At 76.4% G+C, this 22,613-nt stretch carries 25 protein-coding genes; 16 read left to right on the top strand and 9 right to left on the bottom strand.

Features of this window, described 5'->3' with window-relative positions:
• Positions 1–114 precede the first annotated feature (114 nt).
• The 7 genes from E5225_RS11775 to E5225_RS11745 are packed head-to-tail and all read left to right on the top strand — an operon-like array spanning position 115 to position 7,059.
• Complete coding sequence (locus E5225_RS11775) at positions 115–1,185, top strand: response regulator (protein WP_135971865.1); 1,071 nt, start codon at positions 115–117, stop codon at positions 1,183–1,185.
• Positions 1,182–2,150, top strand: a complete 969-nt coding sequence (locus E5225_RS11770) for an ATP-grasp domain-containing protein (protein WP_135971864.1) — start codon at positions 1,182–1,184, stop codon at positions 2,148–2,150. Before E5225_RS11775 ends, E5225_RS11770 begins: the two co-directional genes overlap by 4 nt.
• Positions 2,147–2,905, top strand: coding sequence for a PHP domain-containing protein (locus E5225_RS11765; protein ID WP_243738023.1), 759 nt, complete (start codon positions 2,147–2,149; stop codon positions 2,903–2,905). The genes E5225_RS11770 and E5225_RS11765 overlap by 4 nt, the downstream gene beginning before the upstream one ends.
• A complete protein-coding gene (locus tag E5225_RS11760; RefSeq protein WP_135971863.1) occupies positions 2,902–4,389 on the top strand; it encodes a glycosyltransferase family 2 protein in 1,488 nt (495 codons plus the stop codon). The genes E5225_RS11765 and E5225_RS11760 overlap by 4 nt, the downstream gene beginning before the upstream one ends.
• The gene (locus E5225_RS11755) at positions 4,386–4,589 is read left to right on the top strand and encodes a hypothetical protein (RefSeq protein WP_135971862.1); all 204 of its coding nucleotides are present in this window, start codon (positions 4,386–4,388) and stop codon (positions 4,587–4,589) included. Before E5225_RS11760 ends, E5225_RS11755 begins: the two co-directional genes overlap by 4 nt.
• Positions 4,586–6,418 (top strand): sensor histidine kinase, encoded by a 1,833-nt coding sequence (locus E5225_RS11750; protein WP_243738021.1) that lies wholly within the window; start codon positions 4,586–4,588, stop codon positions 6,416–6,418. The genes E5225_RS11755 and E5225_RS11750 overlap by 4 nt, the downstream gene beginning before the upstream one ends.
• A gap of 47 nt (positions 6,419–6,465) precedes the next feature.
• A complete protein-coding gene (locus E5225_RS11745; protein ID WP_135971861.1) occupies positions 6,466–7,059 on the top strand; it encodes a GNAT family N-acetyltransferase in 594 nt (197 codons plus the stop codon).
• A gap of 40 nt (positions 7,060–7,099) precedes the next feature.
• On the opposite strand, the gene dinB is transcribed toward E5225_RS11745, so the two are convergent.
• Positions 7,100–8,296, bottom strand: coding sequence for a DNA polymerase IV (gene dinB, locus E5225_RS11740; RefSeq protein WP_208012429.1), 1,197 nt, complete (start codon positions 8,294–8,296; stop codon positions 7,100–7,102).
• A 122-nt stretch (positions 8,297–8,418) separates the two neighbouring features.
• On the opposite strand from dinB, the gene E5225_RS11735 reads away from it, so the two are divergent.
• Both E5225_RS11735 and E5225_RS11730 read left to right on the top strand, forming a co-directional pair.
• On the top strand, positions 8,419–8,823 hold the full coding sequence (locus E5225_RS11735; RefSeq protein ID WP_135971859.1) for an ArsR/SmtB family transcription factor: 405 nt from the start codon (positions 8,419–8,421) through the stop codon (positions 8,821–8,823).
• On the top strand, positions 8,820–9,308 hold the full coding sequence (locus E5225_RS11730) for an SRPBCC family protein (protein WP_135971858.1): 489 nt from the start codon (positions 8,820–8,822) through the stop codon (positions 9,306–9,308). The genes E5225_RS11735 and E5225_RS11730 overlap by 4 nt, the downstream gene beginning before the upstream one ends.
• Before the next feature lie 20 nt (positions 9,309–9,328).
• Here the strand turns inward: E5225_RS11730 and E5225_RS17955 are convergent, their stop codons facing one another.
• Positions 9,329–9,805, bottom strand: a complete 477-nt coding sequence (locus E5225_RS17955; RefSeq protein ID WP_135971857.1) for a DoxX family protein — start codon at positions 9,803–9,805, stop codon at positions 9,329–9,331.
• A 406-nt stretch (positions 9,806–10,211) separates the two neighbouring features.
• On the opposite strand from E5225_RS17955, the gene E5225_RS11720 reads away from it, so the two are divergent.
• The 7 genes from E5225_RS11720 to E5225_RS11690 all read left to right on the top strand — a co-directional run bounded on the left by E5225_RS11720 (position 10,212) and on the right by E5225_RS11690 (position 16,023).
• Entirely contained in the window at positions 10,212–11,177 is a 966-nt protein-coding gene (locus tag E5225_RS11720) for a hypothetical protein (protein ID WP_135971856.1), read from the top strand.
• Complete coding sequence (locus E5225_RS11715) at positions 11,174–11,671, top strand: phage holin family protein (protein ID WP_135971855.1); 498 nt, start codon at positions 11,174–11,176, stop codon at positions 11,669–11,671. The genes E5225_RS11720 and E5225_RS11715 overlap by 4 nt, the downstream gene beginning before the upstream one ends.
• A complete protein-coding gene (locus E5225_RS11710) occupies positions 11,668–12,363 on the top strand; it encodes a DUF3618 domain-containing protein (RefSeq protein WP_135971854.1) in 696 nt (231 codons plus the stop codon). Before E5225_RS11715 ends, E5225_RS11710 begins: the two co-directional genes overlap by 4 nt.
• A gap of 92 nt (positions 12,364–12,455) precedes the next feature.
• Complete coding sequence (rlmC, locus tag E5225_RS11705) at positions 12,456–13,616, top strand: 23S rRNA (uracil(747)-C(5))-methyltransferase RlmC (RefSeq protein ID WP_135971853.1); 1,161 nt, start codon at positions 12,456–12,458, stop codon at positions 13,614–13,616.
• 13 nt (positions 13,617–13,629) lie between these two features.
• On the top strand, positions 13,630–14,697 hold the full coding sequence (locus E5225_RS11700; RefSeq protein WP_135971852.1) for an LLM class flavin-dependent oxidoreductase: 1,068 nt from the start codon (positions 13,630–13,632) through the stop codon (positions 14,695–14,697).
• Between the two features lie 74 nt (positions 14,698–14,771).
• Positions 14,772–15,509, top strand: coding sequence for an alpha/beta fold hydrolase (locus tag E5225_RS11695; RefSeq protein WP_135971851.1), 738 nt, complete (start codon positions 14,772–14,774; stop codon positions 15,507–15,509).
• Between the two features lie 94 nt (positions 15,510–15,603).
• Complete coding sequence (locus E5225_RS11690) at positions 15,604–16,023, top strand: DUF5684 domain-containing protein (protein WP_135971850.1); 420 nt, start codon at positions 15,604–15,606, stop codon at positions 16,021–16,023.
• Between the two features lie 113 nt (positions 16,024–16,136).
• Here the strand turns inward: E5225_RS11690 and E5225_RS17755 are convergent, their stop codons facing one another.
• The 7 genes from E5225_RS17755 to E5225_RS11655 form a co-directional block, all read right to left on the bottom strand.
• On the bottom strand, positions 16,137–17,531 hold the full coding sequence (locus E5225_RS17755) for an NYN domain-containing protein (RefSeq protein WP_208543831.1): 1,395 nt from the start codon (positions 17,529–17,531) through the stop codon (positions 16,137–16,139).
• Positions 17,532–17,600: 69 nt separating this feature from the next.
• Positions 17,601–18,011 (bottom strand): VOC family protein, encoded by a 411-nt coding sequence (locus E5225_RS11680; protein ID WP_208012664.1) that lies wholly within the window; start codon positions 18,009–18,011, stop codon positions 17,601–17,603.
• A 5-nt stretch (positions 18,012–18,016) separates the two neighbouring features.
• A complete protein-coding gene (locus E5225_RS11675; RefSeq protein WP_135975652.1) occupies positions 18,017–18,397 on the bottom strand; it encodes a helix-turn-helix transcriptional regulator in 381 nt (126 codons plus the stop codon).
• 134 nt (positions 18,398–18,531) lie between these two features.
• Entirely contained in the window at positions 18,532–19,203 is a 672-nt protein-coding gene (locus tag E5225_RS11670; protein ID WP_136225432.1) for a hypothetical protein, read from the bottom strand.
• Between the two features lie 40 nt (positions 19,204–19,243).
• Positions 19,244–20,137, bottom strand: a complete 894-nt coding sequence (locus E5225_RS11665) for an ABC transporter permease subunit (protein ID WP_135975304.1) — start codon at positions 20,135–20,137, stop codon at positions 19,244–19,246.
• Positions 20,124–21,182 carry an ABC transporter ATP-binding protein gene (locus E5225_RS11660; RefSeq protein ID WP_208012636.1) on the bottom strand — a complete coding sequence of 353 codons (1,059 nt, stop codon included), beginning with the start codon at positions 21,180–21,182 and terminating at the stop codon, positions 20,124–20,126. Before E5225_RS11660 ends, E5225_RS11665 begins: the two co-directional genes overlap by 14 nt.
• A gap of 67 nt (positions 21,183–21,249) precedes the next feature.
• Positions 21,250–22,569: a LolA family protein gene (locus E5225_RS11655; RefSeq protein WP_135975307.1), complete on the bottom strand. Its 1,320-nt coding sequence runs from the start codon at positions 22,567–22,569 to the stop codon at positions 21,250–21,252.
• Positions 22,570–22,613: the final 44 nt, after the last annotated feature.

The raw sequence follows: 22,613 nt of genomic DNA, 5'->3' as shown, positions 1-22,613 counted from the left end.
CTCGTCCCCGAACGTCCCGAAGTGCCTGGTCAGAGGCGTGCGCGCCGGACGGGCGCGGTGTGCCGCGGCCGCTCGGGCGGGTTAGCGTTGCGCCAGCCGGTGGGGGGAGCCAGGGTGGCGGGGGAGCAGTACGAGGTGCTCGTCGTCGAGGACGACGTCGACACCGCGCAGTACGTGCGCACGGTGCTGAGCCGGCGCGGCGGCATGTCCGTGACCGTCGTGCACGACCCGGTGTCCGCGTTGGCCGAGGTCGCGCAGCGCACGTTCGACGCGGTCGTGACCGACATCCAGATGCCGGGCATGAGCGGCCTGGAGCTGCTCGTCGAGCTCCGGTCCCGCGCGCCGGGCGTGCCGGTCGCGGTCATGACGGCCTTCGCGAGCGTCGACTACGCGGTCGAGGCGCTGCGGCGCGACGCCGACGAGTTCCTCGTCAAGCCCCTCGCCGCGGCCGTGCTCCTCGAGCGGGTGACCGCCCTGGCCGCCGAGGGCCGCCGCCGCGCGACCGTGTCCTCCGGCGCCGTCGTGCTCGCCGTCGGTGCGCACCCCGACGACGTCGAGATCGGCATCGGTGCGACGCTCGCGTCGCACCGCGCGGCCGGCGACACGGTGGTCGTCCTGACCATGTCCGGCGGCGCGGTCGGCGGGGACGCGGACGCGCGACGTCGCGAGGCGCTGGCCGCCTCCGCCGTCATCGGCGCGCGGCTGTTCCTGCACGACTTCCCGGACACGCGCATGGCGCAGGCCGACGGGCTCATCGAGGTCGTCGAGCGGACCGTCGCCGACGTGGCACCCACGATCTGCTACACGCACTCCCGCAACGACCGGCACCAGGACCACCGGGCCGTGCACGAGGCCGTCGCGGTCGCGACGCGGCAGGTGCCGTCGCTGGCCTGCTTCCAGAGCCCGTCCGGGACGATCGACTACCGCCCGGACCGGTTCGTGCCCGTCGACGGGTTCCTCGACGCCAAGCTCGAGATGCTCGCCGCGTTCGCGTCGCAGGCGCACCGCGACTACATGGCCCCCGACGTCGTGCGGGCCACGGCTCGGTACTGGTCGCGGTTCGGCGCGGGTGCGTACGCCGAGCCGCTGGAGACGGTGCGCGCCGCGACCGCGGTCGGCGGCACGGGCCGCGCGGCGGCACCCGCCGCACGCGCACAGCAGCACGACGACGGGGTGGTGGCATGACTCGGGTGCTGGTCACGGGAGCCGGCGGACCGGCGGGCGTCGCGGTCATCCGCTCCCTGCTGCGCCGTGGCGACGTCGACGTCGTCGCGGCGGACATGGACCGCTGGGCCAGCGGGCTCTACCTCGTGCAGGCCGGGAACCGGCGCCTCGTCCCGGCCGGCCGCGCCGACGACTTCGTCGACGTCGTGCGGGCCCTGTGCCGCGACGAGGGTGTCGACGTGCTGTTCCCGACCGTCGACGTGGAGCTCCCGCGGCTCGCCGCCGTGCGGGACGAGCTCGCCGCGGCGGGCACGCTGCTGGCGTCGCCGTCGCTCGCGACGATCGAGACGTGCCTCGACAAGCTCGCCCTGGCGGCCGCGTGCCGGGGGACGGTGCGCGTGCCGCGGACCGAGCTGCTCGGCACACCGCAGGCGCTGGGCGGGTGGCAGTTCCCCGTCATCGTCAAGCCCCGCCGCGGCGCGGGCTCGCGCGGGGTCCGCACGGTCCGCTCGGCCACCGAGCTCGACGCCGTGCACGCCGAGGAGGACCTCCTCGTGCAGGAGCTCCTGCCGGGCGACGAGTACTCGGTCGACGTGCTCGCGGCGCCCGACGGCCACGTCGTCGCGGCCGTCCCGCGGGCCCGGATGCGGGTCGACTCGGGCGTGGCCGTCGCCGGCGTCACGCTGCACGACGACGAGCTCGTGGAGACCGCGTCGGCCGTCGCCCGCGCCGTCGGGCTGACCTCGGTCGCGAACGTGCAGCTCAAGCGCGACGCGGACGGTGCGCCCGCGCTGCTCGAGGTCAACCCGCGGTTCCCCGGCGCCATGCCGCTCACGATCGCGTCCGGCGTCGACATGCCGTCGCTCGTGCTCGACGCCGTCCTCGGGCGGCCCGTCCCGGACCGGGTGGCGCACCGCGCGATCGCGAACGTCCGTTACCTCGAGGACGTGTTCCTGCCCGTCGAGGACGTCCTGGGGCGGCGGTGAGAGCCGCCGCCGGTCCCGTCGCCGTGCCCGCGCTCGACGAGGACCACCACGTCCACTCGACGTTCTCCGACGACGCGGTCTCCACGCCCGCGGAGAACCTCGCCGCCGCGCGGCGCGCCGGGCTGCGGCGGGTGCGCATGGTCGACCACGTGCGGGTGACGTCGACCCACGTGCCGGACATGCTCGCGGCCGTCCGCTCGCTGCCGCCGGTCGACGGGCTCGAGGTGCTCACCGGCGTCGAGGCGAAGGTGCTCGACGTCGCGGGACGCGTCGACGCCCCCGCCTCCGTCCTCGCCGCGCTCGGCACGCCCGACGGCCCCGACCGCGTCCTGCTCGCCGACCACCAGCTCCCCGGTCCGGATGGGCCGTGGAGCCCGCGCACGGTCCGCGAGCGGCTCCACGCCGGCGCGCTGCGCCCCGGGGACGTCGTCGAGATGCTCGTCACGGCGACCGCGCGCGCCGTGGAGCGCACCGGGCGCGCCCAGCTCGCGCACCCCTTCTCCGTGCTCCCCAAGGTGGGGCTCACCGAGGACGACGTGCCCGACGACCTGCTCGACGCGCTCGCGGCCGTCCTCGTCGCCACCGGCACCCCCGCCGAGGTGAACGAGAAGTGGGCGTGCCCCGGCCCGCGCGTGCGGGCGCGGTGGGAACGGGCCGGCGTCCTGCTCGTCGCGTCCACCGACGCGCACGTCGCCGGCGACGTGGGCGTCTACCGCACGCTCGCACCGGCACCGCTCGGCGGGGGCGCCGCATGACCGGCGACCTGCTCCACGACGCGCTCGTCGTCCTGCTCGTCGCGTGCGTCATGGCCGGGGTCTTCCCGGCGATCGGTGGCCTCTACCAGTACGCGCTGCTGCCCGTGCACGCGTGGCGCAACCACCTGGGCGAGGCCGCGCCGTACCTGCCGAACGTGGCCGTCCTCATCCCCGCCTGGAACGAGGGCGCGGTCCTGCACGCGTCGATCGAGCGGCTGATGCGGCTGCAGTACCCGCCCGAGCGGCTGCGCGTGTACGTCATCGACGACGCCAGCACCGACGACACGCCCGACGTGGTGCGCGCCGAGGCCGAGCGCTACCCGGGCCGCGTCATCCACCTGCGCCGCGCGCAGGGCGGCCAGGGCAAGGCGCACACGCTCAACCACGGCATCCGGGAGGTGCTCGCCGACGACTGGATGCAGGCGCTGCTCATCACGGACGCCGACGTCATCTTCCGGCCCGACGCGCTGCGCCGCATGACCCGCCACCTCGCCGACCCGACCATCGGTGCGGTGACCGCCTACATCCGGGAGGGCAGCCGGCGCCCCGGCGGCGTGGCGCGGTACATCGGGTACGAGTACGTGACCGCCCAGGCGTGCGCGCGCCGCGCGCAGAACGTCATCGGCGCGCTCGCGTGCCTCGCGGGCGGCGCACAGCTGCACACGCGCACGAACCTCGAGGCGCTCGGCGGGCGGATCGACACCACCACGCTCGCCGAGGACACCGTGACGACGTTCCTCACGCAGCTCGACGGGCGGCGCGTCGTGTTCGACGGCTCCGCGGTCGTGCTCGCCGAGGAGCCCGACTCCGTCCGGGCGCTGTGGAAGCAGCGCGCCCGCTGGGGACGCGGGAACGTGCAGGTCACCAAGCGGTTCCGCAAGGTGTGGTTCCGTCCGTCGCGCACGCACCGCCTCGGGTCGTTCGGCTTCGGGCTCGTGTGGTTCTCGACGTACGTGCTGCCGTTCACGCTGATCCTGTCGTCGGTCGGGCTGGTCGGCCTGCACCTCGTGGAACCGGCCCTGGCCGGGCGCCTGTTCGGCAACCTGTGGTGGGTCGGCATCGCCGCGTACGTGTACCTCACGGTCACGGCGCTGCTCGTCGACCTCGAGACCGCGCGGCGGTCGTGGCTGGAGGGGCTCACGTTCCCCGGCCTCGGTGCGCTCGTCCTCATCGTCGCGGCGGGGTTCCCGCAGTTCTGGGAGGTCGTGGTGCCCGGCTGGTTCGGGCTGCGCCTCAGCCCGGACGGGCGGGAGGCGTGGCTCCTGCTGCTGTACTCCTGGCCCGCGGTCTCGATGGTCATGGCACGGGTCGTGCGCGCCCTCGAGGGTCGGCGCGCGGTGGGGTGGCTGTCCCGCCCGCTGCTGTACGTCGTCGGCTACGGGCCCCTGCTGTGCGCCATCACGCTCGACGCCTACGTCCAGGAGTGGCGGGGCGCCGCGATGGTGTGGGAGAAGACCGTCAAGACGGGGAAGGTGGCGGCGTGAGCGCGCCGACGCCCACGCCGGACGCCGGGGCGCAGGAGCCGGCCGCCCCGCGCACCCGACGGTGGGCCACGCTGACCCCCGAGGCGCTCCGGGACGAGATCGACGCCAACCGGCGCTCCGAGCGGTGGGTCGTCGTCGCGTCGGCGTCCGGCGCGGCGGTCACCGCGGTCGCGGTCGTGCTCCAGGCCGTGACGCGGTGACGGACCGCGCCCCGCTGACCACGGGTCACGCGCTCCCGCCGGGCGGCAGGGTCGCAGCGGACCGCGCGCCGTCGGCCTCGCCCCTCCCGCGCGCGCTCACCCGACGGCTCTGGCCGGACGGCACCGTCCTCGAACGGCAGCTGCCGTTCGCCGTGCTGTCCGCCGCGGCGGCCGTGACGCTCGGGCTGCCCGGCATCGACGTCACCGCCGTGGCGCCCGTCGTCGTCGCGGGCGGGCTGACCTTGGCGTCCCTCGTGCTCGCGCTCGTCGTGCCGTGGCGGCGCCTGCGGCCCAGCGCCCAGGACGTGCTGCCGCTGCTGCAGATCGCCGCCGTCGCGGCGCTGCGCATGGGCACGGGCGGGCTCGGCTCGCCGTACGCCGCCCTCGTCTACCTGCCGGTCATCACCCTCAGCGCGCGCCCCGGCCGGGCCCGCATCCTGGTGGCCACGCTCGCGACCGCCGCCACCGTGGCGGCCTCGTCGTGGCTGGACCCGACCGTCGACCAGGACGTCGTCGTGCTGCGCAGCTTCCTCGTCGCCGCGAGCGCGCTCGCCATCAGCGTGTTCGTGCACGAGACGACCGAGCGGCAGCGTGCGTACAGCGCCCGCCTCGAGGGGCTGCAGGTCGCGCAGACCGAGCTGCTGGAGCGCACGCGCGAGTCGGCGGTGGCGCTGCAGCGGGTGGCGAGCACGCGGCGCGCCGCACGTGACCAGCTGATCTCCGTCATCGACTCGGCCACCGAGCAGGCGATCATCGCGACGGACCGGGAGGGGCGCGTCGAGGTCTTCAACCCCGGTGCGGAGCGCCTGCTCGGGTACGCGCAGGGCGAGGTCGTCGGCCGCATGCACCTCACCGACTTCCACGTGCGGGCCGAGATCGACGAGCGGCGTCCGCGCCACCGCGGCTCGCCGCCGCGCGGCGGCAGCGACGCGCTGGCCGAGCAGCGCGAGCTGGTCGAGGCGCTCGTGGCGCCCGCCCGCGCCGGCAGCGCCGACGTGCGCGACTGGACGTACGTGCGCGGCGACCGCACCACCGTCATCGTCCGCCTCGCGGTGACGCGCCGGGTGGAGCCCGACGGGTCGGTGAGCGGGTACGTGGTCGTGGCGACCGACGTCACGGCCGAGCGCGAGGCCGCGCTGCTCAAGGACCAGTTCCTCGGCCTGGTCAGCCACGAGCTGCGCACGCCGCTCACGTCGGTGCTGGGCTACCTCGAGCTGCTCCTCGACGGCACGGAGCCCCTCAGCGACGAGCAGCGCGAGTACCTCCAGGTGGTCGAGCGCAACGCCCGGCGCCAGCTGCGGCTCGTCAGCGACCTCCTGCTGTCCGCGCAGGTCGACGCGGGGACGTTCGCCATCACGCCCCAGCCGACCGACCTCGGTGCGGTGGCGCGCGCGTCGCTCGCCTCCGCCGCACCGGCCGCCGAGCAGGCCGGCGTGACGCTCGTCCCGGCCGTGCAGGACGCCCCGCTCGTGGCCGACCCCGTGCGGCTCGGGCAGGCCGTCGACAACCTCGTGTCCAACGCCGTGAAGTTCACGCCCCCGGGTGGCTCGGTGCGGGTCGAGGTGGCGCCGCTGCCGGACGGCGGTGCCCTCCTGGCCGTCTCCGACACCGGCATCGGCATCCCGGCGGACGAGCTCGGCGACCTCACCGCGCGGTTCTTCCGCGCGTCGAACGCCGCGCGTCGCGCGATCCCGGGCGTCGGGCTGGGCCTGTCGATCACCAAGGCGGTGATCGACGCCCACGGCGGGGAGCTGGACGTGCAGAGCACGGTCGGCGAGGGCACGACGTTCGTCGTGTCGCTGCCGGCGGTGCCGCCCGGCGACCGCTGACGGGTGCCGCCCGGGACGGTGTCGGTGCGCGCGCCTAGGGTGACGACATGACCCCGGACGTCCGCCCGGCCGTCGGCCGGTTCGACGACCTCGCCGCCGTCGTCGGCACGCGCCGGCCCGACGCGGGCGGGTGCTGGTGCATGTCCTACCGGGACTCCCGCGTGCCGAACCTCGAGCGGCCCGCGGCCGTGCGGGCGCTGTGCGCCGCCGAGCCCGGACCGGGTGTGCTCGCGTACGTCGACGACGAGGTCGCGGGGTGGTGCTCGGTCGCGCCGCGCAGCACCTACCGCCGGCTCATGCGCTCACGCACCATCCCGTTCCTCGACGAGCGCGACGCGTGGAGCGTGGTGTGCTTCGTCGTGCGGCCGCCGTACCGGCGGCGGGGACTCATGCACGTGCTGCTCGCCGGCGCGGTGGAGCACGCGCGGGCGCACGGCGCGCAGGTGGTCGAGGGGTATCCGGCCGAGACCGGGGGCACGCGCCTCGACGTCGTCTCGGGCTACGTGGGCACCGTCGAGCTGTTCGAGGCGGCCGGGTTCCACCGCGCCGCACCCACGGCTGCGCACAGCGGGCACCGCGAGCGGTGGCTCATGCGCCGCGAGCTCGGCGTGCCCGCGGGCACCACCGACGGCGGGACCTGAGCCTGCGCCCCGTGCGCCCTCGCCGGCGCGCGGTCGGCCGTCAGTCGGGGAGCAGGGGCACCGCGACCCCGTCGCCCGACCGCAGCAGGCTCGCCCGCACCACCGCACCGCTGCCGAACCGCTGCGCGACCGCGTCGGCCGCGGTGTCGAGGGCGGAGCGGTCGGCGTGCTCGAGGGGCAGCGTGTCCTGCACGGCCGCGTCCGAGCCGAGGTTCGTCAGCGCGACCCCGACCAGCGTGAGCCCGCGCTCGCGCACGAGCCCGGCCGCGTCGTCGAGCAGCGCCGTCGCGGCCGCGGCGAGCTGCTCGCCCGAGTCGGTGGCGTGCGCGAAGGAGTGCGAGCGCGTCGCCCGCGTGTAGTCGTCGAAGCGCAGCCGCAGCACGACCGTGCGCGCCGTCCGGTGCGCGCCGCGCATGCGCCGCGCGACCCGGTCGACGAGACCCAGCAGCGCGGAGCGCACGAACGTGGGGGAGTGCGGACCGTGGCCGAGCGCGCGCTGCGCGCCGATCGAGGACCGCCGCCGGTCGGTGACCACCCGCTCGGGCGTGCGCCCGTGCACGACCGCGTGCAGGTGGCGCCCGGCCGCCGGCCCCAGCACGCCGACGAGGACCGGTTCCGGCAGCGCGGCCACGTCACCGGCCGTGTGCAGCCCGTAGGCGCGCAGCCGGCCCGCGGTGACGTCGCCGACGCCCCACAGCAGCTCGACCGGCAGGGGGTGCAGGAACGCGTCCTCCCCGTCGGGCGGCACGAGCAGCAGGCCGTCCGGCTTGGCGACGCGGCTGGCCACCTTCGCCAGGAACGGCGTGCGGGCGACCCCCACGGTGATCGGCAGGCCGACCTCGTCCCGCACGCGGTCGCGCAGCCGCGCGGCGACGTCCACGGGCGGTGTCGCGTCGAGGCGGTGCAGGCCTCCGACGTCGAGGAACGCCTCGTCGATCGACACGCCCTGCACGGCCGGGGTCGTGTCGTGGAACACCTCGAAGACCGCGCGGCTGGCCTCGACGTAGGCCTCGAACCGGGGCGGCACCACGATCAGGTCGGGGCACGCGATGCGCGCGGCCCGCCCGCCCATGGCCGTGCGCACCCCGCGCCGCTTCGCCTCGTACGACGCGGCGAGCACGACCCCGCCGCCGACCGCGACGGGGCGCCCGCGCAGGCGCGGGTCGTCACGCTGCTCGACCGACGCGTAGAACGCGTCGAGGTCGGCGTGGAGGATCGCGGCGCGCGGCTCGGGCACGAACACATGTTCGACCCTGCCACCGACACGGGCCCTGGTCGAGGCCCGACGCGCGCGCCGGGTCCGCAGCCGGCATGACGTCGCCTTGTCCCGCGTGCGCCGCGCGCGTAACGTACAACCACATGGTTGTAGATGAGTTACCGTGCGAGGACGAGCAGACCGACCTGCTCTTCCACGCCCTCGCGGACGCGACCCGGCGCGACATCGTGCGCCGCGTGCTCGTGCAGGAGGCGTCGGTCTCGGCGCTCGCGGCCCACTACGCCATGAGCTTCGCGGCGGTCCAGAAGCACGTGGCCGTCCTGGAGCGCGCGCACCTCGTCGTGAAGCAGCGGCGCGGGCGCGAGCAGATCGTCCACGGGCACGTGGACGCCCTGCGCCGGGCGGCGCGCCTGCTGGCGGCCCTCGAGGAGCTCTGGCGCGGACGGGCCGACCGCATGGCGGCCGTCCTCGCCGAGCTCGACCCGGACGGTGGGACACCGCCCGACGCTCCCGCACCTCCCGCCGCACCGGACGGAGTCCCCGCATGACCGTCACCCGCACGACCACCGACCCCGAGGCGCTGACGCTCACCCTCGTCGCCGACCTCGCCGCCCCGCCCGAGCGCGCCTGGGACCTGTGGGCCGACCCGCGCCGGCTCGAGCGCTGGTGGGGACCGCCGACCTGGCCCGCCACGTTCGACAGCCACGACCTGCGTCCGGGCGGCGTGGCGAAGTACCACATGACCGGCCCGGCGGGGGAGGTCGCCCGTGGCCACTGGCGGTTCGTCGCGGTGGACGCACCGCACCGGCTCGAGCTCGACGACGCGTTCGCGGACGACGACGGCGAGCCGACGACCACGGTCCCCGCCATGCGGATGGTCGTCACGCTGGAGCCCGCCGGGGCCGGCACGACGATGACCGTGACGACGCAGTTCGCCGGCGCGGACGTGATGGAGCAGATGCTCGCCACCGGCATGGCCGAGGGGATGGCGCAGGCGTTCGGGCAGATCGACGCGGCGCTCGCCGCGGCCTGACGCGCGGGCCGGCCGTCGGCTCAGCGTCGCGCGCGCCGCCACCCGCGGAAGGCGCGCCACGCACCGGTCGACCACAGCGCCCACACCACGAGCAGCGGCTGGAACGGCAGCCGCGCGAGGCGCCGCGCGTCCGAGTCGAGCCCGAAGGCGTCGGTGCCGGTGACGTACTGGGAGACGTTGCCCGGGAAGACCGCGACGAAGAAGGCGGCGACGACCCCGCCGACGAGCGGCCGCCAGCGCCGCGGCGCCACGACCAGCGCCGTCCCGAGGGCCACCTCGACGACGCCCGACGCCACGACCGTCACGTCCGGGTCCAGGGGCACCCACGCGGGCACCTGCGCCTGGAAGTCCTGGCGTGCGAACGTCAGGTGGCCCGTGCCCGCCAGCGCGAGCACCGCGCCCAGCAGCACGCGTCCGACGGTCCGGGCCGGGTCGTCCCGGCCGGGTGCGGCGGGGTCGCGCGTGGCGCTCGTCCTCGCGGATCGGCGGTCTGGCACGGCGCCTCCCGGTCTCGACGGACGTCCGGCTACGACCGTAGGGGCGCGGGAGCCGGCGCGCCCGGCGAGCGCCCGGGCGGTGGCCCTCCGGCCGGTCCCGGCGCCGTCCGCTTCGGTACGGACGGACCCGTTCCGGTGGCGAGACCTGGACGGTGTGCCTAGCGTCGCACTACGACGCCGGCCACGGTGATGCGCATCCCGTGGGCCGGATGCATGGCCGGGGTGCGCACCCCGGAGGACGGCGCGGTCCCCGCGTCGACAGGTCGAGAACACGGCCATCAGCACATCCGTCCCGCACGGCGACCTCCCGGTCGCCGCGCCGGCCCCCCCTGGTCGCAGCGGGACGGATCGAACGACCCCAGCGGTCCGACGGGTGCACGCGCACCCGTGGTGAGAGGACGACGACATGAGCACCGACTACGCAGCCGGCCAGGCCGGCGGCGCAAGCAGCGGCACGGGATCGGCCACGCAGACCGCCAAGGAGACCGCTCAGGCGGCGCAGCAGGAGGCGGCAGGCGTCGCCCAGAGCGCAGCCGAGAGCGGCCGCACCGTGGCGCACGAGGCCAAGGACCAGGTACGCCAGGTGACGGCCGAGGCCAAGGAGCAGGCCCGCACCCTCCTCGACCAGGCACGCACCGAGGTGAGCGGCCAGGCCGGCGCGCAGCAGCAGCGGCTCGCCGAGGGCCTGCGTGGGCTCGGCGACGAGCTCAGCACCATGGCGGACAACGCCCAGGGCGGCGGCCTCGCCACGGGGCTCGCCCGCGAGCTCGCCGACCGGACCGGCACCGCCGCGTCCTGGCTCGAGGACCGCGAGCCGGCCGACCTGCTCACGGCCGTCTCCGACTTCGCACGCCGCCGGCCGGGCGTCTTCCTGGCCGTCGCGGCCGGTGCGGGCCTCCTGGCCGGTCGCCTGACGCGCGGTCTGAGCGCGGCCTCCGGCACCGACTCGACGACCACGGGCACCACGACCGACGTCACCACGACGGGCGGCTACGCCACGGACGCCGGCTACGCCACGGACGCCGGCTACGCGACGGGTGCCGGCTACGCCACGGGTGCCGGCTACGCGGGTGCGGCGACGACGGCCGACGACGACCTGGGCGGCACGCTGCCGACCGGGTCCGTCGCGGACGACGCCTCGACCGTCGGCACCGAGGGGGCGTGGGGGACGCCCACGCCCGCCGCCGAGGAGCCCGAGTACCTCGCCGCGTCGCGCGCCGTCTACGGGGAGGGCGCCGCGTCCGACGAGACCGTCGGCGGCCCCGCACCCGTGCAGACGACGCCCGGCGGCATCCCGGACGACCAGCCCGGCGTGGGCGGTACCGCGACGGGTGAGCCGTGGACCGGCGTCGAGCGGGAGGACCAGCGATGACCACCGGCTACGGGGCCACCGACCCCCTCGGCGCCCCCGGCGCCGCGGGGTCGGCCGGCTTCCCGGCGAGCACGCCGGTCGGCGCGACGGAGGCAGCCCCCGACGCGGACGACCGTCCGTCGATCGGCACGCTCCTCAGCGAGATCACCGAGGACCTGTCGACGCTGTTCCGCCAGGAGGTCGAGCTCGCCAAGGTCGAGCTCACCGAGGAGGCGAAGAAGGCCGGGGCGGGTGCCGGGATGTTCGGCGGCGCGCTCGTCGCGGCCCAGCTCGCGCTGGTGTTCGTGTCGATCTCCCTGTGGTGGGCGCTCGGCGCGCTCATCAACCGGGGCTGGTCGGCCCTCGTCGTGGCGATCCTGTGGGGAGTCGTCGCGTACGTGCTGGTCAAGCGCGGGCAGAAGCAGGTCAAGGAGGTCCGTGGCGCTCCGCGCACGGCCGAGACCCTGAAGAAGATCCCCAACGCCGCCCGAGGACACGAGGAGAAGAACCGATGAGCACGAGCGACCCGGACCAGATCCGCGCCGACATCGAGCGCACCCGCGCGGACCTCTCCGCCAACGTCGACCAGCTGACGGACAGCGTCAACCCCAAGACGGTCGCGCACCGCAAGGCCGACGAGGTCAAGGGTCGGCTCGCCGACGTGAAGGAGCGGGTCATGGGCACGGTCAGCGACGCGGGCCAGTCGGTCTCGGACAAGGCGCACGGCGTCAAGGACTCGGCGTCGTCGGCGGGCTCGTCCGTCGGTGGCACCATCGCGGGCGCCCCCGGGAACGTGCGGGACGCGGCTGCGGCCGCCCCCGCCCGTGCCAGGGAGGCGGCCGCGGGCAACCCGCTCGCCGCCGGGCTCGTCGCCTTCGGCATCGGCTGGATCGTCGGCTCCCTGCTGCCCGCCAGCCAGCGGGAGACGCAGGCCGCCTCGGCGGTCAAGGACAAGGCGCAGGACCTCGCGCCCGCGGTGAAGGGCGCCGCCCAGGAGGCCGCCGAGAACCTGCGGGAGCCCGCGCAGGAGGCGGCCGGTGCGCTCAAGGAGCGCGCGACGGAGGGCGTCCAGTCGGTCAAGGACGTCAGCCAGGACGAGGTGGCCTCGGTCAAGGACGACGCCCAGGGTGCGCGCGAGCGCGTCCAGGGCGGCTCCGGCCAGGACGAGGACCAGGGGAGCCAGGCGTACAGCCCCCAGGGCTACTGACGCTCCTCCCGCACGTCACGGCGCGGCGGCCCGGTCCACCAGGACCGGGCCGCCGCGCCGTGTGCGCGCCCCCGGGCGCCTACCCTGGACCCGTGCGCTGCGCCTACTACGACGCGGGCGTGTGCGGCTCGTGCACGCTCCTGCCGCAGCCGTACCCGGCGCAGGTCGCCGACAAGGACCGCCGCGTGCGCGTCCTGCTGGGGGACCGGGGCGGGCTGACGTGGCTGCCGCCGGTCACGAGCGCCGAGGCGGGCTTCCGCAACAAGGCCAAGATGGTGGTCGCCGGCACCCCCGACGCGCCGACGCTCGGGATCCTCGACCCGCACGGTCACGGCGTGGACCTGCAGGGCTGCCCGCTCTACCCCGCGGCCCTGTCGGACGCGTTCGCGCCCCTCGCCGCGTTCGTCACGCGCGCGGGCCTCGCGCCGTACGACGTGCCCACCCGCCGCGGGGAGCTCAAGCACCTGCTCGTCACCGTCAGCCCGGACGGCGAGCTCATGGTCCGCCTCGTGCTGCGCAGCACCGAGGCGCTGGCGCGCGTGCGCAAGCACCTGCCGTGGCTGCGTGCCGAGGTGCCCGCGCTCGCGGTGGCGTCGGTGAACGTCCAGCCCGCGCACGCGGCGGTGCTCGAGGGCGAGCGCGAGGAGGTGCTGACCGAGCGCGACACCCTGCGCATGCGCGTCAACGGCCTCGACCTGCACCTGCGGCCCCGCAGCTTCTTCCAGACCAACACGGACGTCGCCGCGGCGCTGTACCGGCAGGCCACCGCGTGGGCGGACGAGCTCGACCCCCGCACCGTGTGGGACCTGTACTGCGGCGTCGGCGGGTTCGCGCTGCACCTGGCGCGCCCCGGGCGCACGGTGGTCGGGGTCGAGACGAGCGCGGAGGCCGTCGCGAGCGCGGAGCAGTCCGCGCGCGAGGCCGGGCTGCCGGGCACGCGGTTCCTCGCCGGTGACGCCACGGGCTTCGCGCTCGCGTCGCGGGACGTCCCCGACCTCGTCGTCGTCAACCCGCCGCGGCGCGGGCTGGGTGAGCCGCTGAGCCGGTGGCTCGAGGCGTCGGGGGTGCGGCGCGTCCTGTACTCCTCGTGCCACGCCGGCTCGCTCGCGCGGGACCTCGCCGCGATGCCGTCGCTGCGACCGCGCCGGGCGCAGGTGCTCGACATGTTCCCGCACACCGGCCACTACGAGGTCCTGACGCTGCTCGAGCGCGACGGGGACGGCGCCGGACCGGGGACGTCCGCCGCGCCGTGACGCACGTCCCGGAATGCCGGGGCGGGCCCCGGGGGTTGGCACGCACGTGACCGCTCTCTCCGTGCTCGACCTCGTCCCCGTCCGCTCCGACCAGACCACCGCCGACGCGCTGGCCGCCACGCTCGCGCTGGCCCGCGTCGCGGACGAGGTGGGGGCGCGCCGGTACTGGGTCGCCGAGCACCACAACATGCCGGCCGTGGCCGCGACCAACCCGCCGCTGCTCATGGCGCTCATCGCCGCCGCGACGTCGCGCATCCGGGTCGGCTCGGGCGGTGTCATGCTGCCGAACCACTCGCCGCTGGTCGTCGCCGAGCAGGTCGCCCTCCTCGAGGCGGCGTACCCGGGGCGCGTCGACGTCGGCATCGGGCGCGCGCCCGGGTCGGACCCGGTGACCAGCCACCTGCTGCGGCGCGGGCAGTCCGCCGACGCGGTCGACACCTTCGACGACGACGTCGCGACCCTGCGCGCGCTCGTGCGGCCCGGCGGCGTCGAGGTCCGCGTCGGCTCGGGCACGTACCCGCTGCGCGCGACGCCGCTCGCCACGTCGGCGCCCCAGCTGTGGCTGCTCGGGTCGTCCTCGTACTCGGCGCAGCTCGCCGGGCGGCTCGGCCTGCCGTACGTGTTCGCCCACCACTTCGCCGGCCGCGGCACGGGCGAGGCCGTCGCGCTGTACCGGTCGACGTTCGTGCCGTCGGAGGAGCTCGCCGAGCCCCGCACCATCGCGGTCGCGAACGTCGCGGTCGCCGCCACCGAGGACGAGGCCCGCCGGCTCGCCCTGCCGCAGGTCCGCACGATGTGGCGCCTGCGCGCGGGCCAGACCCTGGCACCGCAGGAGCTCGTCGAGGACGCCGAGGCGAGCCCGCTGCCGGCAGCCGCCGACGAGCTGCTCGCGGCGCAGACCGCGTCGTGGATCATCGGCGACCCGGCGTCCGCGGCGGCGCAGGTGCGCGACCTCGCGGCCCACCTCGGCACCGACGAGCTCATGGTCTCGCCCGTCACGGGTGCGTTCCGCGACACCCCGGCCGACCGCGCCCCGGCGCGCGAGGACACGCTGCGCCTGCTCGCCGAGGCGCTGCGCTGAGTCGGCCGACGGGGGTCGCGGTGGACGCGAGCGGCGCCCCGCCGGCCCTGGTCGGGCGGCGTTAGCCTGCCAGGATGACCGAGCCCGGCGCGCCCCGACCGTCCCTGCGCGACCTCGCCGCGCCCGGCGGGCGCGTCGGTCCGCTCTGGGTGGTCACGCGCGGGTCGGGCCGCCCGCTCGTGCTGCTGCACGGCAACGCGGAGGACCACCACGTGTTCGACCGCCTCGTGCCGCTGCTGGGCCGGGGGCGCACGCTCGTGGGTCTCGACTCGCGGGCCCACGGGCGCTCCCTGCGTGGCGGCGGGCCCCTGTCCATCGCGTCGATGGCGGACGACGTCGCCGTCGTGCTCGACCTGCTCGGGCTGCGCGACGTCGACGTGCTGGGCTTCAGCGACGGCGCGAACGTGGCCTTCGAGCTGGCGCTGCGCCGGCCCGGGCTGGTCGGGCGGCTCGTCGCCGTGGGCGCGAACCTGTTCCCGGCCGGTCTGACCGCGGCCACGCTGCGCGCCACGGTGGTGGCGGAACGGCTCCTGCGCGGGCTGTCCCGGGTCGTGCCCGCGCTGGGGGCGGTGGCCGAGCGGACGGCGCTCATGACGGAGCACCCGCAGATCGACCCCGCCGACCTGGTGCGCGTGACCGTGCCCGTGCTGGTGGTCGTGGGGGAGCGCGACGCCGTCCGTCCCGAGCACACCGCGCTCCTGGTGGACTCCCTCCCGGACGCGCGCCTGGCGGTCGTGCCGCGCGCGGGGCACTTCCTGCCGACCCGGCGCCCGCGCGAGCTCGCGGCGCTGGTGGAGGGCTTCCTGCGCTGACGCGGCGGCGGTCGGGTGCCCGGCTACGCCGATCGAGGGACCGATCCGGACGCCGACCGGCGCGGACGCGACCGTGGCCGTTACGTTTCGCGCCATGCTCACCGCGCTCACCACCACGACCGACCCCGCCGCCGTCGCGGCCGGCGCCGGCGTCGGCTCCCTCATCGGCCTCGTCCTCGGCATCGTCATCATGGGCCTGCCTCTCTACGGCATCTTCACCAAGGCCGGCGAGGCGGGGTGGAAGGGCTTCGTGCCCATCCTGAACACGATCGTGCTGCTCAAGATCGCCGGGCGCCCGCTCTGGTGGGTCCTGCTCATGCTCGTGCCCGTCGTGAACGTCGTCGTCGCCGTCATCCTGTGGAACGACCTGTCCACGTCCTTCGGCCACGGCACCGGCTTCACCGTCGGGCTCGTGCTGCTGCCCTTCGTCTTCCTCTACGTCCTGTGGCTCGACGGCAGCACGTACCGGGGGCCGGCCGCGGGCGAGCGTGTGGCCCCGCCCGTCGCTGCCTGACGCCACCGCACCGGCACACGACGGCCCGGTCGCCCTGTCGGGCGGCCGGGCCGTCGTCGTGCTGTCCTCGTGCGCAGCGCTCGTCAGGCGTGCTCAGGCGTGCTCAGGCGTGCTCAGGCGTCCGCGAGGCCGCCGCCGACCCACGAGCGGATCGCCGCGGCGTCCCCCGAGGTCAGCTCCATGCGCGCGCCGCGGCACAGGCCGATGACGTTGTCCGACCAGGCGCGCGCGACGTCCCGCGGGGTGCGCGGCTCCGTCAGGGACAGCCCCACGTACAGCACGCCCGAGATGACGAAGTTCACGGTCGACCGGCCGACCTTCGCGCCCGCCTGCTGGCAGGCCTCGTGCACCCGGCGCGACGTCGTCACGCGGTCGAACGGGTGCGCCGTCACGTCGTGCGCGAGCGTCTCGAGCAGCACGCGGTACTGGGCCTGGCTCAGGCCGGGGGTGTCCGTCACGGCGATGACCTGGCGCTGCAGGTCGGTCGGGTCGGTGTCGGCCACCGCTCCCGGCAGGTCCGCCTCGCCGAACCGGCGGGCGTCCCACACGTGACCCGGCGGGCGGGTCGAGACGCCGAGCTCGGGCAGCGTGCGCGTGAGCCACGCCGTGAACCCGCCCGCGCCGGCCCACTGCGTCGCCGTCATGCTCGGGTCGGCCGTGAGTGCGGCCTGTGCGACCGCGCCGAGCGGCACGGGTCCGTCCGCGGTGCGCACGTGGCGGAGCACGGCGCGGCGCGCGCGGGCCTCGGCCTGGCTCGGCTGCACGGCGGCGGGGCCGGTCACGTGGTCCGTGCCGCCGGCCGCGGTCCCCGGAGTGGTCGCGTCCGTGGCGGCCGCCGTGGGGGCCGCCGCGACGGGCGCCGGGCCCGCGGCCGCGGTGCCCGTCGCGGGGCGCTGCGTCGCCGGCGCCTCGACCGGCAGGCCGGCGGCCGCGTCGGGCGTCACGGCCTGGTCCGCGTCCAGCGGGGACAAGGTCTGGGTCACGAGGTCGGCGAGCGCGTCGGCGCCCACGACGGTGTCGGCGACCGCGCGGTACGCGCTGGCCGCGGGGCTCGCGGTGATGATCGTGACGCGGCGGTCGTCGGCGCGGCACCGCTGGGCGAGCGGGGTGAAGTCCGCGTCGGCCGAGACGATGACGAACTCGTCGTACCGCGTCGGCGCGGCGAGCGCGTCGACCGCGTCGAGGACCAGGTTGATGTCGGCGCTGCTCTTGCCCTGCTGCGTCAGCGACGGGCAGTCGACGACCCGGAACCCGGCGCGCGTGAAGTTGGGGCGGTACCGCGAGTACACCGACGGGTTGAGGTAGCAGGCGCGCACGAGGAACCGGCGGGTCAGCTCGCCGTCCGTGTCGGAGCCCTGCGCGAGCTCGGCGAGCCAGTGGGCCGGGTCGGTGGCGAACGCCTCGGCCGCGGCGGGGTCGAGCCGCTTGAGGCCGATGTAGACGTTGTCGAAGTCGACGAGGAGGGCACTGCGCAGGACGCGGGGCTGATCGGTACCGGTGACGCTCACGCGCCCATCCTGCCCTGCGTCGCGGGTGCGGGCGGCGTCGACGCCCCCGGGCGCGCCCCGCCCGCGGCGTCAGGTCAGCTGGTTGATGCGGATCATGTTGCCGGCGGGGTCGCGGAACGCGCAGTCGCGCAGGCCGTACGGCTGGTCCGTCGGCTCCTGCACGACCTCGCCGCCGGCGGCCTCCACGCGGGCGAAGGTCGCGTCGACGTCCGAGGTGCCCAGGACGATCGAGGCGTAGCTGCCCTTGGCCATGAGCTCGGCGATCGTGCGGCGCTCGTCGTCCGTGAGGCCGGGGTCGGCGCCCGGGGGGTGCAGCACGACGGACGTCTGCGGCTGCTCGGGGGCGCCGACCGTGATCCAGCGCATGTCGCCGTAGCCGACGTCGAGGCGCACCTCGAAGCCGAGCACGTCGCGGTAGAAGGCCAGGGACGTCTCCGGGTCGTCGGCCGGCAGGAACGTCGAGCTGATGATGAGGTCCATGCCGCTCACGCTAGGGAGCCGCGCGCCGGTCGTGCTTCTCGATTCCTGACGGGTCGCATGACCTGCTTGGCGACGCAGCCGGGCAGGCCCCGGCCCTCGTCGGCGGCGAGCCGCCGGTACGCGCTCGGGGACATGCCGACGAGCTCGGAGAACCGCGTGCTGAAGGTCCCGAGCGACGAGCAGCCCACCGCGAAGCACACGTCCGTGACGGACAGGTCGCCGCGCCGCAGGAGCGTCATCGCGCGCTCGATCCGCCGGGTCATCAGGTAGCTGTGGGGGGACTCCCCGAACACGGCACGGAACCGCCGGCTCAGGTGCCCGGCCGACAGGTGGACGTCGCGCGCGAGCGCCTCGACGTCGAGCGGCTGGGCGTAGTCGCGGTCCATGCGGTCGCGGACCCGGCGCAGGAGCACCAGCTCGCGCAGCCGCGCGGCGGTCGCACTGGTCGGCGGCTCGGCGGTCACGGGTCCAGCCTGCCGCGCGCGGGCGCCGCTGCCCAGGGTCTCGCGGCGCCCGGGCGTCACGACTCGCGGCGCACGACGCGCGCCGCCCGCGCGGCCAGCACGCCCGCGGCGCCCGTCCGCCCGACGCGCAGGCGCTGGAAGGCGTCGGCGTCGGGGCCGCCGGGCACGCGGCGCGGCAGCGAGTCGACGGCGACGAGCCAGTCCGGCCAGCCCAGCAGCCGCGCGAGCGCCACGAGCCGCTCCGACTCCTGCTCGGACTCGCCCAGCTCCTCGCCGAGCAGCTCCCCGACCTCCTCGGCGGCGTCGGGCCGCCCGGCGAGCGCGGCCAGCGCCGGCGCCCGGTGCGCGCCCGTCGGGCCCGACCAGGCCGCGGTCTCGTCGTCCGGGTCCGCCACGGACGGGTCGGAGACGTACTCGGCCACGAGCGTCGCACCGTCCCACGCCCACAGCTGCAGCAGCTCGTCCCTCGTCACGACCACCACGACGACGGGCGCGCCGACCGCCAGGGACAGCGTGCGACCGAGCTCCTCGACGTGCTGGCGCCGGGCGGCGACGTGGCCGAGCGGCGTCTGGGGGACGACGACGACCCACTCGTCCGCGGGGCCGACCCAGCCCGAGAACCGCTCCGCCGTGAGCGCCGCGAGCACCGCGTCGCGGCCGGCGCGGGTGAGGACGACGGCGTAGGTCAGCCCCTCGGTGCGGTCGACGTCGGTCCCGAAGATCGTCATGCGCCCGAGTCTGGCACCGCGCCCGGCGCCCGACGGGTGGTCACGACGAGACGTCGGCAGTCGTGAACCGCGCCCAGGCGAGCGAGCCGAACACCGCGACCCAGCCCGCCTGCACCGCGAGCCCCTCGAGCAGGACGCCCGCGTCCGGCTGGATCCGCAGCATCTCGGCGAAGTCGAACCAGTGCGTGGTCAGCAGCGCCGGGTGGATCGCGGCGAGCTGCGGCAGCTGCGTGAGGACGCTCGAGACGACCGCGACGACGACGGTCGCCGCCATCGCGCCCACCGGCACCTCCGTGAGCGTCGAGAAGAACAGCCCGACCGCGACGAGGCCCGTCATCGACAGGCCCACGTACGCGACCACGCCCGCGACCCGCAGCACGCCCGCGGACAGCGGGATCGTGTCGCCCGACAGCAGCGTGAGGTCGCCCAGCCCGAACAGCGCGCCGCCGACCACGAGCCCGACCACCGCGATCGCCAGCACGGCCGCCGCGGCGAACGCGAGGGCGGCCGCCGCCTTGACCAGCAGCAGCCGCGTCCGGCCCACCGGCACGACGAGCAGGTAGCGCAGCGTCCCCGCGGCGGCCTCGCCCGCCACCGCGTCACCCGACGCGATGCCGATCGTCAGCGGCAGCAGGAACGGCAGGCACAGGAACAGGGACGCCACCACGAGGAACAGCCCGTTGCCGGTGACGCGCGCCACGAACGGCGGGCCCTGCCCGCCGAGGGCCGAGTCCTGCGTGAGGAAGAGCACGGTGGCGAGCAGCACGGGGACCAGCGCCAGGCCGACCAGCAGCACGACGTTGCGCCGGCGCCCCAGGACGAGGCGCAGCTCCGAGCGCACGAGCCGGCCGAGGGCGCCGCGGCGCGGGCCGGACGTCCCGAGGTCCGCGGCGTCGGGGCCGGCGGCGGTGGTCGTGGTGTCAGCGAGCGACATCGAATCCCTCCCCGGTGAGCTCGACGAACAGCTCCTCGAGCGACGGCCGGCGCACCTCGAACGCGACGAGGTCGACGCCCGCGCGCACGAGCGCGGCGGCGACGGCCTGCGGCGGCGGCGCGTCGTCCGGCAGGCCGGCGACGAGGGTCGGCTCGTCCGCCGGGGCCGCGGCGTGCCCGTCGACCCGGACGTCGGGCAGGCCCAGCCGGCGCAGCTCCGCGAGCCCGGGCTGCACGCCGCGCGGGGTCGTGCGGACCACGACGTGCACGCCGCGGCGCGCGGTGAGCTCGGCACGCGGCCCCTGCAGCAGCAGGCGGCCGCGGCCCATGATCCCGACGTGCGTGCAGACCTGCTCGATCTCCGTCAGCAGGTGCGACGAGACGAGCACGGTCGCGCCCCCGTCCGCGAGCTCGCGCACCAGGTGGCGCACCTCGCGCGTGCCCTGCGGGTCGAGGCCGTTCGTCGGCTCGTCGAGCACCAGCAGGTCCCGGGGGCGCAGCAGCGCCGCCGCGAGGCCCAGCCGCTGCTTCATGCCGAGCGAGTACTGGCGGTAGCGCTTGTCCGCCGCCGCGCCGAGGCCCACGCGCTCGAGCGCCTCGCCCGTGCGGTGCACGCGGGTGCGCGGGTCCGTCGTCGCGTCCGCGGCGTCGAGTCGTGCGAGGTTGGCGCGGCCGGACAGGTACGGGTGGAACGCGGGCCCCTCGACGAGCGCCCCGACCCGGGGCAGCACGCGCCCGGCGGCGTCCGGCATGGGGGCGCCGAGCAGGTGCACCGTGCCGGCGGTGGGTCGCACGAGCCCCAGCAGCATGCGGATCGTCGTCGTCTTGCCCGACCCGTTGGGGCCGAGGAAGCCGAACACCGCACCGCGCGGCACGTGCAGGTCGAGCCCGTCGACGGCGACCTGGCCGGTCGCGAACCGCTTCGTCAGCCCCCGCGTGCGGACCGCGGCGGCGGCGTCGTCCGGCGTGCGGTCCCCGCCCGCGCGCGGCTGCCCCGTCGTGGGTCGCGCGTCGACGGGCCGCGGGGAGTCCTGCGCAGCGGTCACCGCACCAGACTGCCCCGCGGTCGCCGCCGCGCGCGCGCCTGCCGCACCCGTCGTGGTCACGGCCGGCTCAGCCGGCCAGGTCGAGCAGCGTCTGCGCGGGCACCGCGCCGGCCAGCACGCGGCCGTCGTCGAGCACCAGCACCGACAGCAGCGAGGACTCCAGCAGCCGACCGCCCGCGACGGGCGTCGTCAGCTGGTCGTACAGCGCCTGCTGGTCGAGGTCGGGGACGGGGCCCTCGCCCTCGGCGGGCACGAACTGGTCGAAGAGCTCCTGCGCGCCCTCGGAGGAGCCGATGCTCTTGTCCGGCATCGACATCTCCGCCAGCGCCGCCGGGTCGGCGGCGAGCAGGCCCGCCACGTCGACGCCCGCGACCTGCACGACCGCGTCCCAGCCGTCACCCGTCACGGTCACGCCCTCGGGCAGCGGCGGCGTCGCCGCCGGGTCCTCGAGCGCGTCGGCCAGGGCCTGCGCGTCGTCGGCGCCGGCGACGCCGGCCGGCGCGGGCTGCTCGGGCAGCGGCACGACGACGTCGCGCACGCTCGCGCCGGGCGGCGGGGAGAACGCGAGCACCGCGTCGGACGGCGCCGCGAACGTCACGTCGGTGAAGCCGAGCTCGAGGGCGGGCGTCGCCGCGTCGTCGCTGCTCCACACCTGCACGCGCAGCGGCGTCCACGTCTCGGCGTCCACCGCCACGACGACCCGGCCGAGCAGCGTGGCGTCGCCGCGCGGCGTGAGGACCACCTGGTACGCGTCGCGCCCGGCGACGGTCGTGGCCGCGTCGACCCCGACGGTCGCGTGCTGCTCGGCACGCTCGAGCGCCGCCCGGCCGAGCTCCTCGGGCGTGGGCAGGTCGCCCGCGACGGGCGGTGCCGCCGCGTGCTGCTCGGCCGCCGCCTCGAGCCGCGTGCGGTCGGCGTCGGACAGGGCGTAGTGCACGACCTCGTCGTCGGCGGACGAGTACGTCCAGGCCTCGGGCCCGTCCGCGACGACCGAGTACTCCGAGGCCTGGCCGAGCAGCGACACGCGCGAGCGCTCACCGCCGTCGCTCCACACGCGCAGCGTCGACGAGCCGCCCAGCAGGGCGACGGGGTCGGCGCCGCCGACCTCGACGAGCGAGAGGTCCGGCAGGCCCAGGCGGGCCGTGTGCACGACCGTGCCGGACAGCGCCTGCGGCTCGGCCGCGGCGACGCGCGCCAGCAGCTCGTCGGGCGTGACCTCCGGCAGGCCGGCGGTGCCCGCGGTCGCGAGCAGCGGCGGCGCGGCGAACGCCGCCGCGACGGCTGCGGCGGCGACGGCCGGGACGGCCCACCGCGCGCGGTGCCGGCGCACGGGGGCGGGGGAGTCGGCGTCGTCCCGGGGGCCGGGTGCGGGGGTGCTGGTGTCCATGCCGACCACTGTGGCCCGGGTGCGCTGAGCACACCCTGAGAGGT

The organism is Cellulomonas shaoxiangyii, from assembly GCF_004798685.1.
GTDB lineage: Bacteria > Actinomycetota > Actinomycetes > Actinomycetales > Cellulomonadaceae > Cellulomonas > Cellulomonas shaoxiangyii.
Note: the sequence above shows the minus strand (reverse complement) of the source record. Positions and strands in the feature narration are given on the sequence as shown.

Bases quoted from the DNA above. Each gene is read 5' to 3' on its own strand.
- E5225_RS11770 (WP_135971864.1), top strand. From the start codon at position 1,182: ATGACTCGGGTGCTGGTCACGGGAGCCGGCGGACCGGCGGGCGTCGCG.
- E5225_RS11760 (WP_135971863.1), top strand. From the start codon at position 2,902: ATGACCGGCGACCTGCTCCACGACGCGCTCGTCGTCCTGCTCGTCGCG.
- E5225_RS11745 (WP_135971861.1), top strand. From the start codon at position 6,466: ATGACCCCGGACGTCCGCCCGGCCGTCGGCCGGTTCGACGACCTCGCC.
- E5225_RS11735 (WP_135971859.1), top strand. From the start codon at position 8,419: ATGGTTGTAGATGAGTTACCGTGCGAGGACGAGCAGACCGACCTGCTC.
- E5225_RS11730 (WP_135971858.1), top strand. From the start codon at position 8,820: ATGACCGTCACCCGCACGACCACCGACCCCGAGGCGCTGACGCTCACC.
- E5225_RS11720 (WP_135971856.1), top strand. From the start codon at position 10,212: ATGAGCACCGACTACGCAGCCGGCCAGGCCGGCGGCGCAAGCAGCGGC.
- E5225_RS11715 (WP_135971855.1), top strand. From the start codon at position 11,174: ATGACCACCGGCTACGGGGCCACCGACCCCCTCGGCGCCCCCGGCGCC.
- E5225_RS11710 (WP_135971854.1), top strand. From the start codon at position 11,668: ATGAGCACGAGCGACCCGGACCAGATCCGCGCCGACATCGAGCGCACC.
- E5225_RS11700 (WP_135971852.1), top strand. From the start codon at position 13,630: ATGCCGGGGCGGGCCCCGGGGGTTGGCACGCACGTGACCGCTCTCTCC.
- E5225_RS11695 (WP_135971851.1), top strand. From the start codon at position 14,772: ATGACCGAGCCCGGCGCGCCCCGACCGTCCCTGCGCGACCTCGCCGCG.
- E5225_RS11690 (WP_135971850.1), top strand. From the start codon at position 15,604: ATGCTCACCGCGCTCACCACCACGACCGACCCCGCCGCCGTCGCGGCC.
- E5225_RS11680 (WP_208012664.1), bottom strand. From the start codon at position 18,011: ATGGACCTCATCATCAGCTCGACGTTCCTGCCGGCCGACGACCCGGAG.
- E5225_RS11675 (WP_135975652.1), bottom strand. From the start codon at position 18,397: ATGGACCGCGACTACGCCCAGCCGCTCGACGTCGAGGCGCTCGCGCGC.
- E5225_RS11670 (WP_136225432.1), bottom strand. From the start codon at position 19,203: ATGACGATCTTCGGGACCGACGTCGACCGCACCGAGGGGCTGACCTAC.
- E5225_RS11665 (WP_135975304.1), bottom strand. From the start codon at position 20,137: ATGTCGCTCGCTGACACCACGACCACCGCCGCCGGCCCCGACGCCGCG.
- E5225_RS11655 (WP_135975307.1), bottom strand. From the start codon at position 22,569: ATGGACACCAGCACCCCCGCACCCGGCCCCCGGGACGACGCCGACTCC.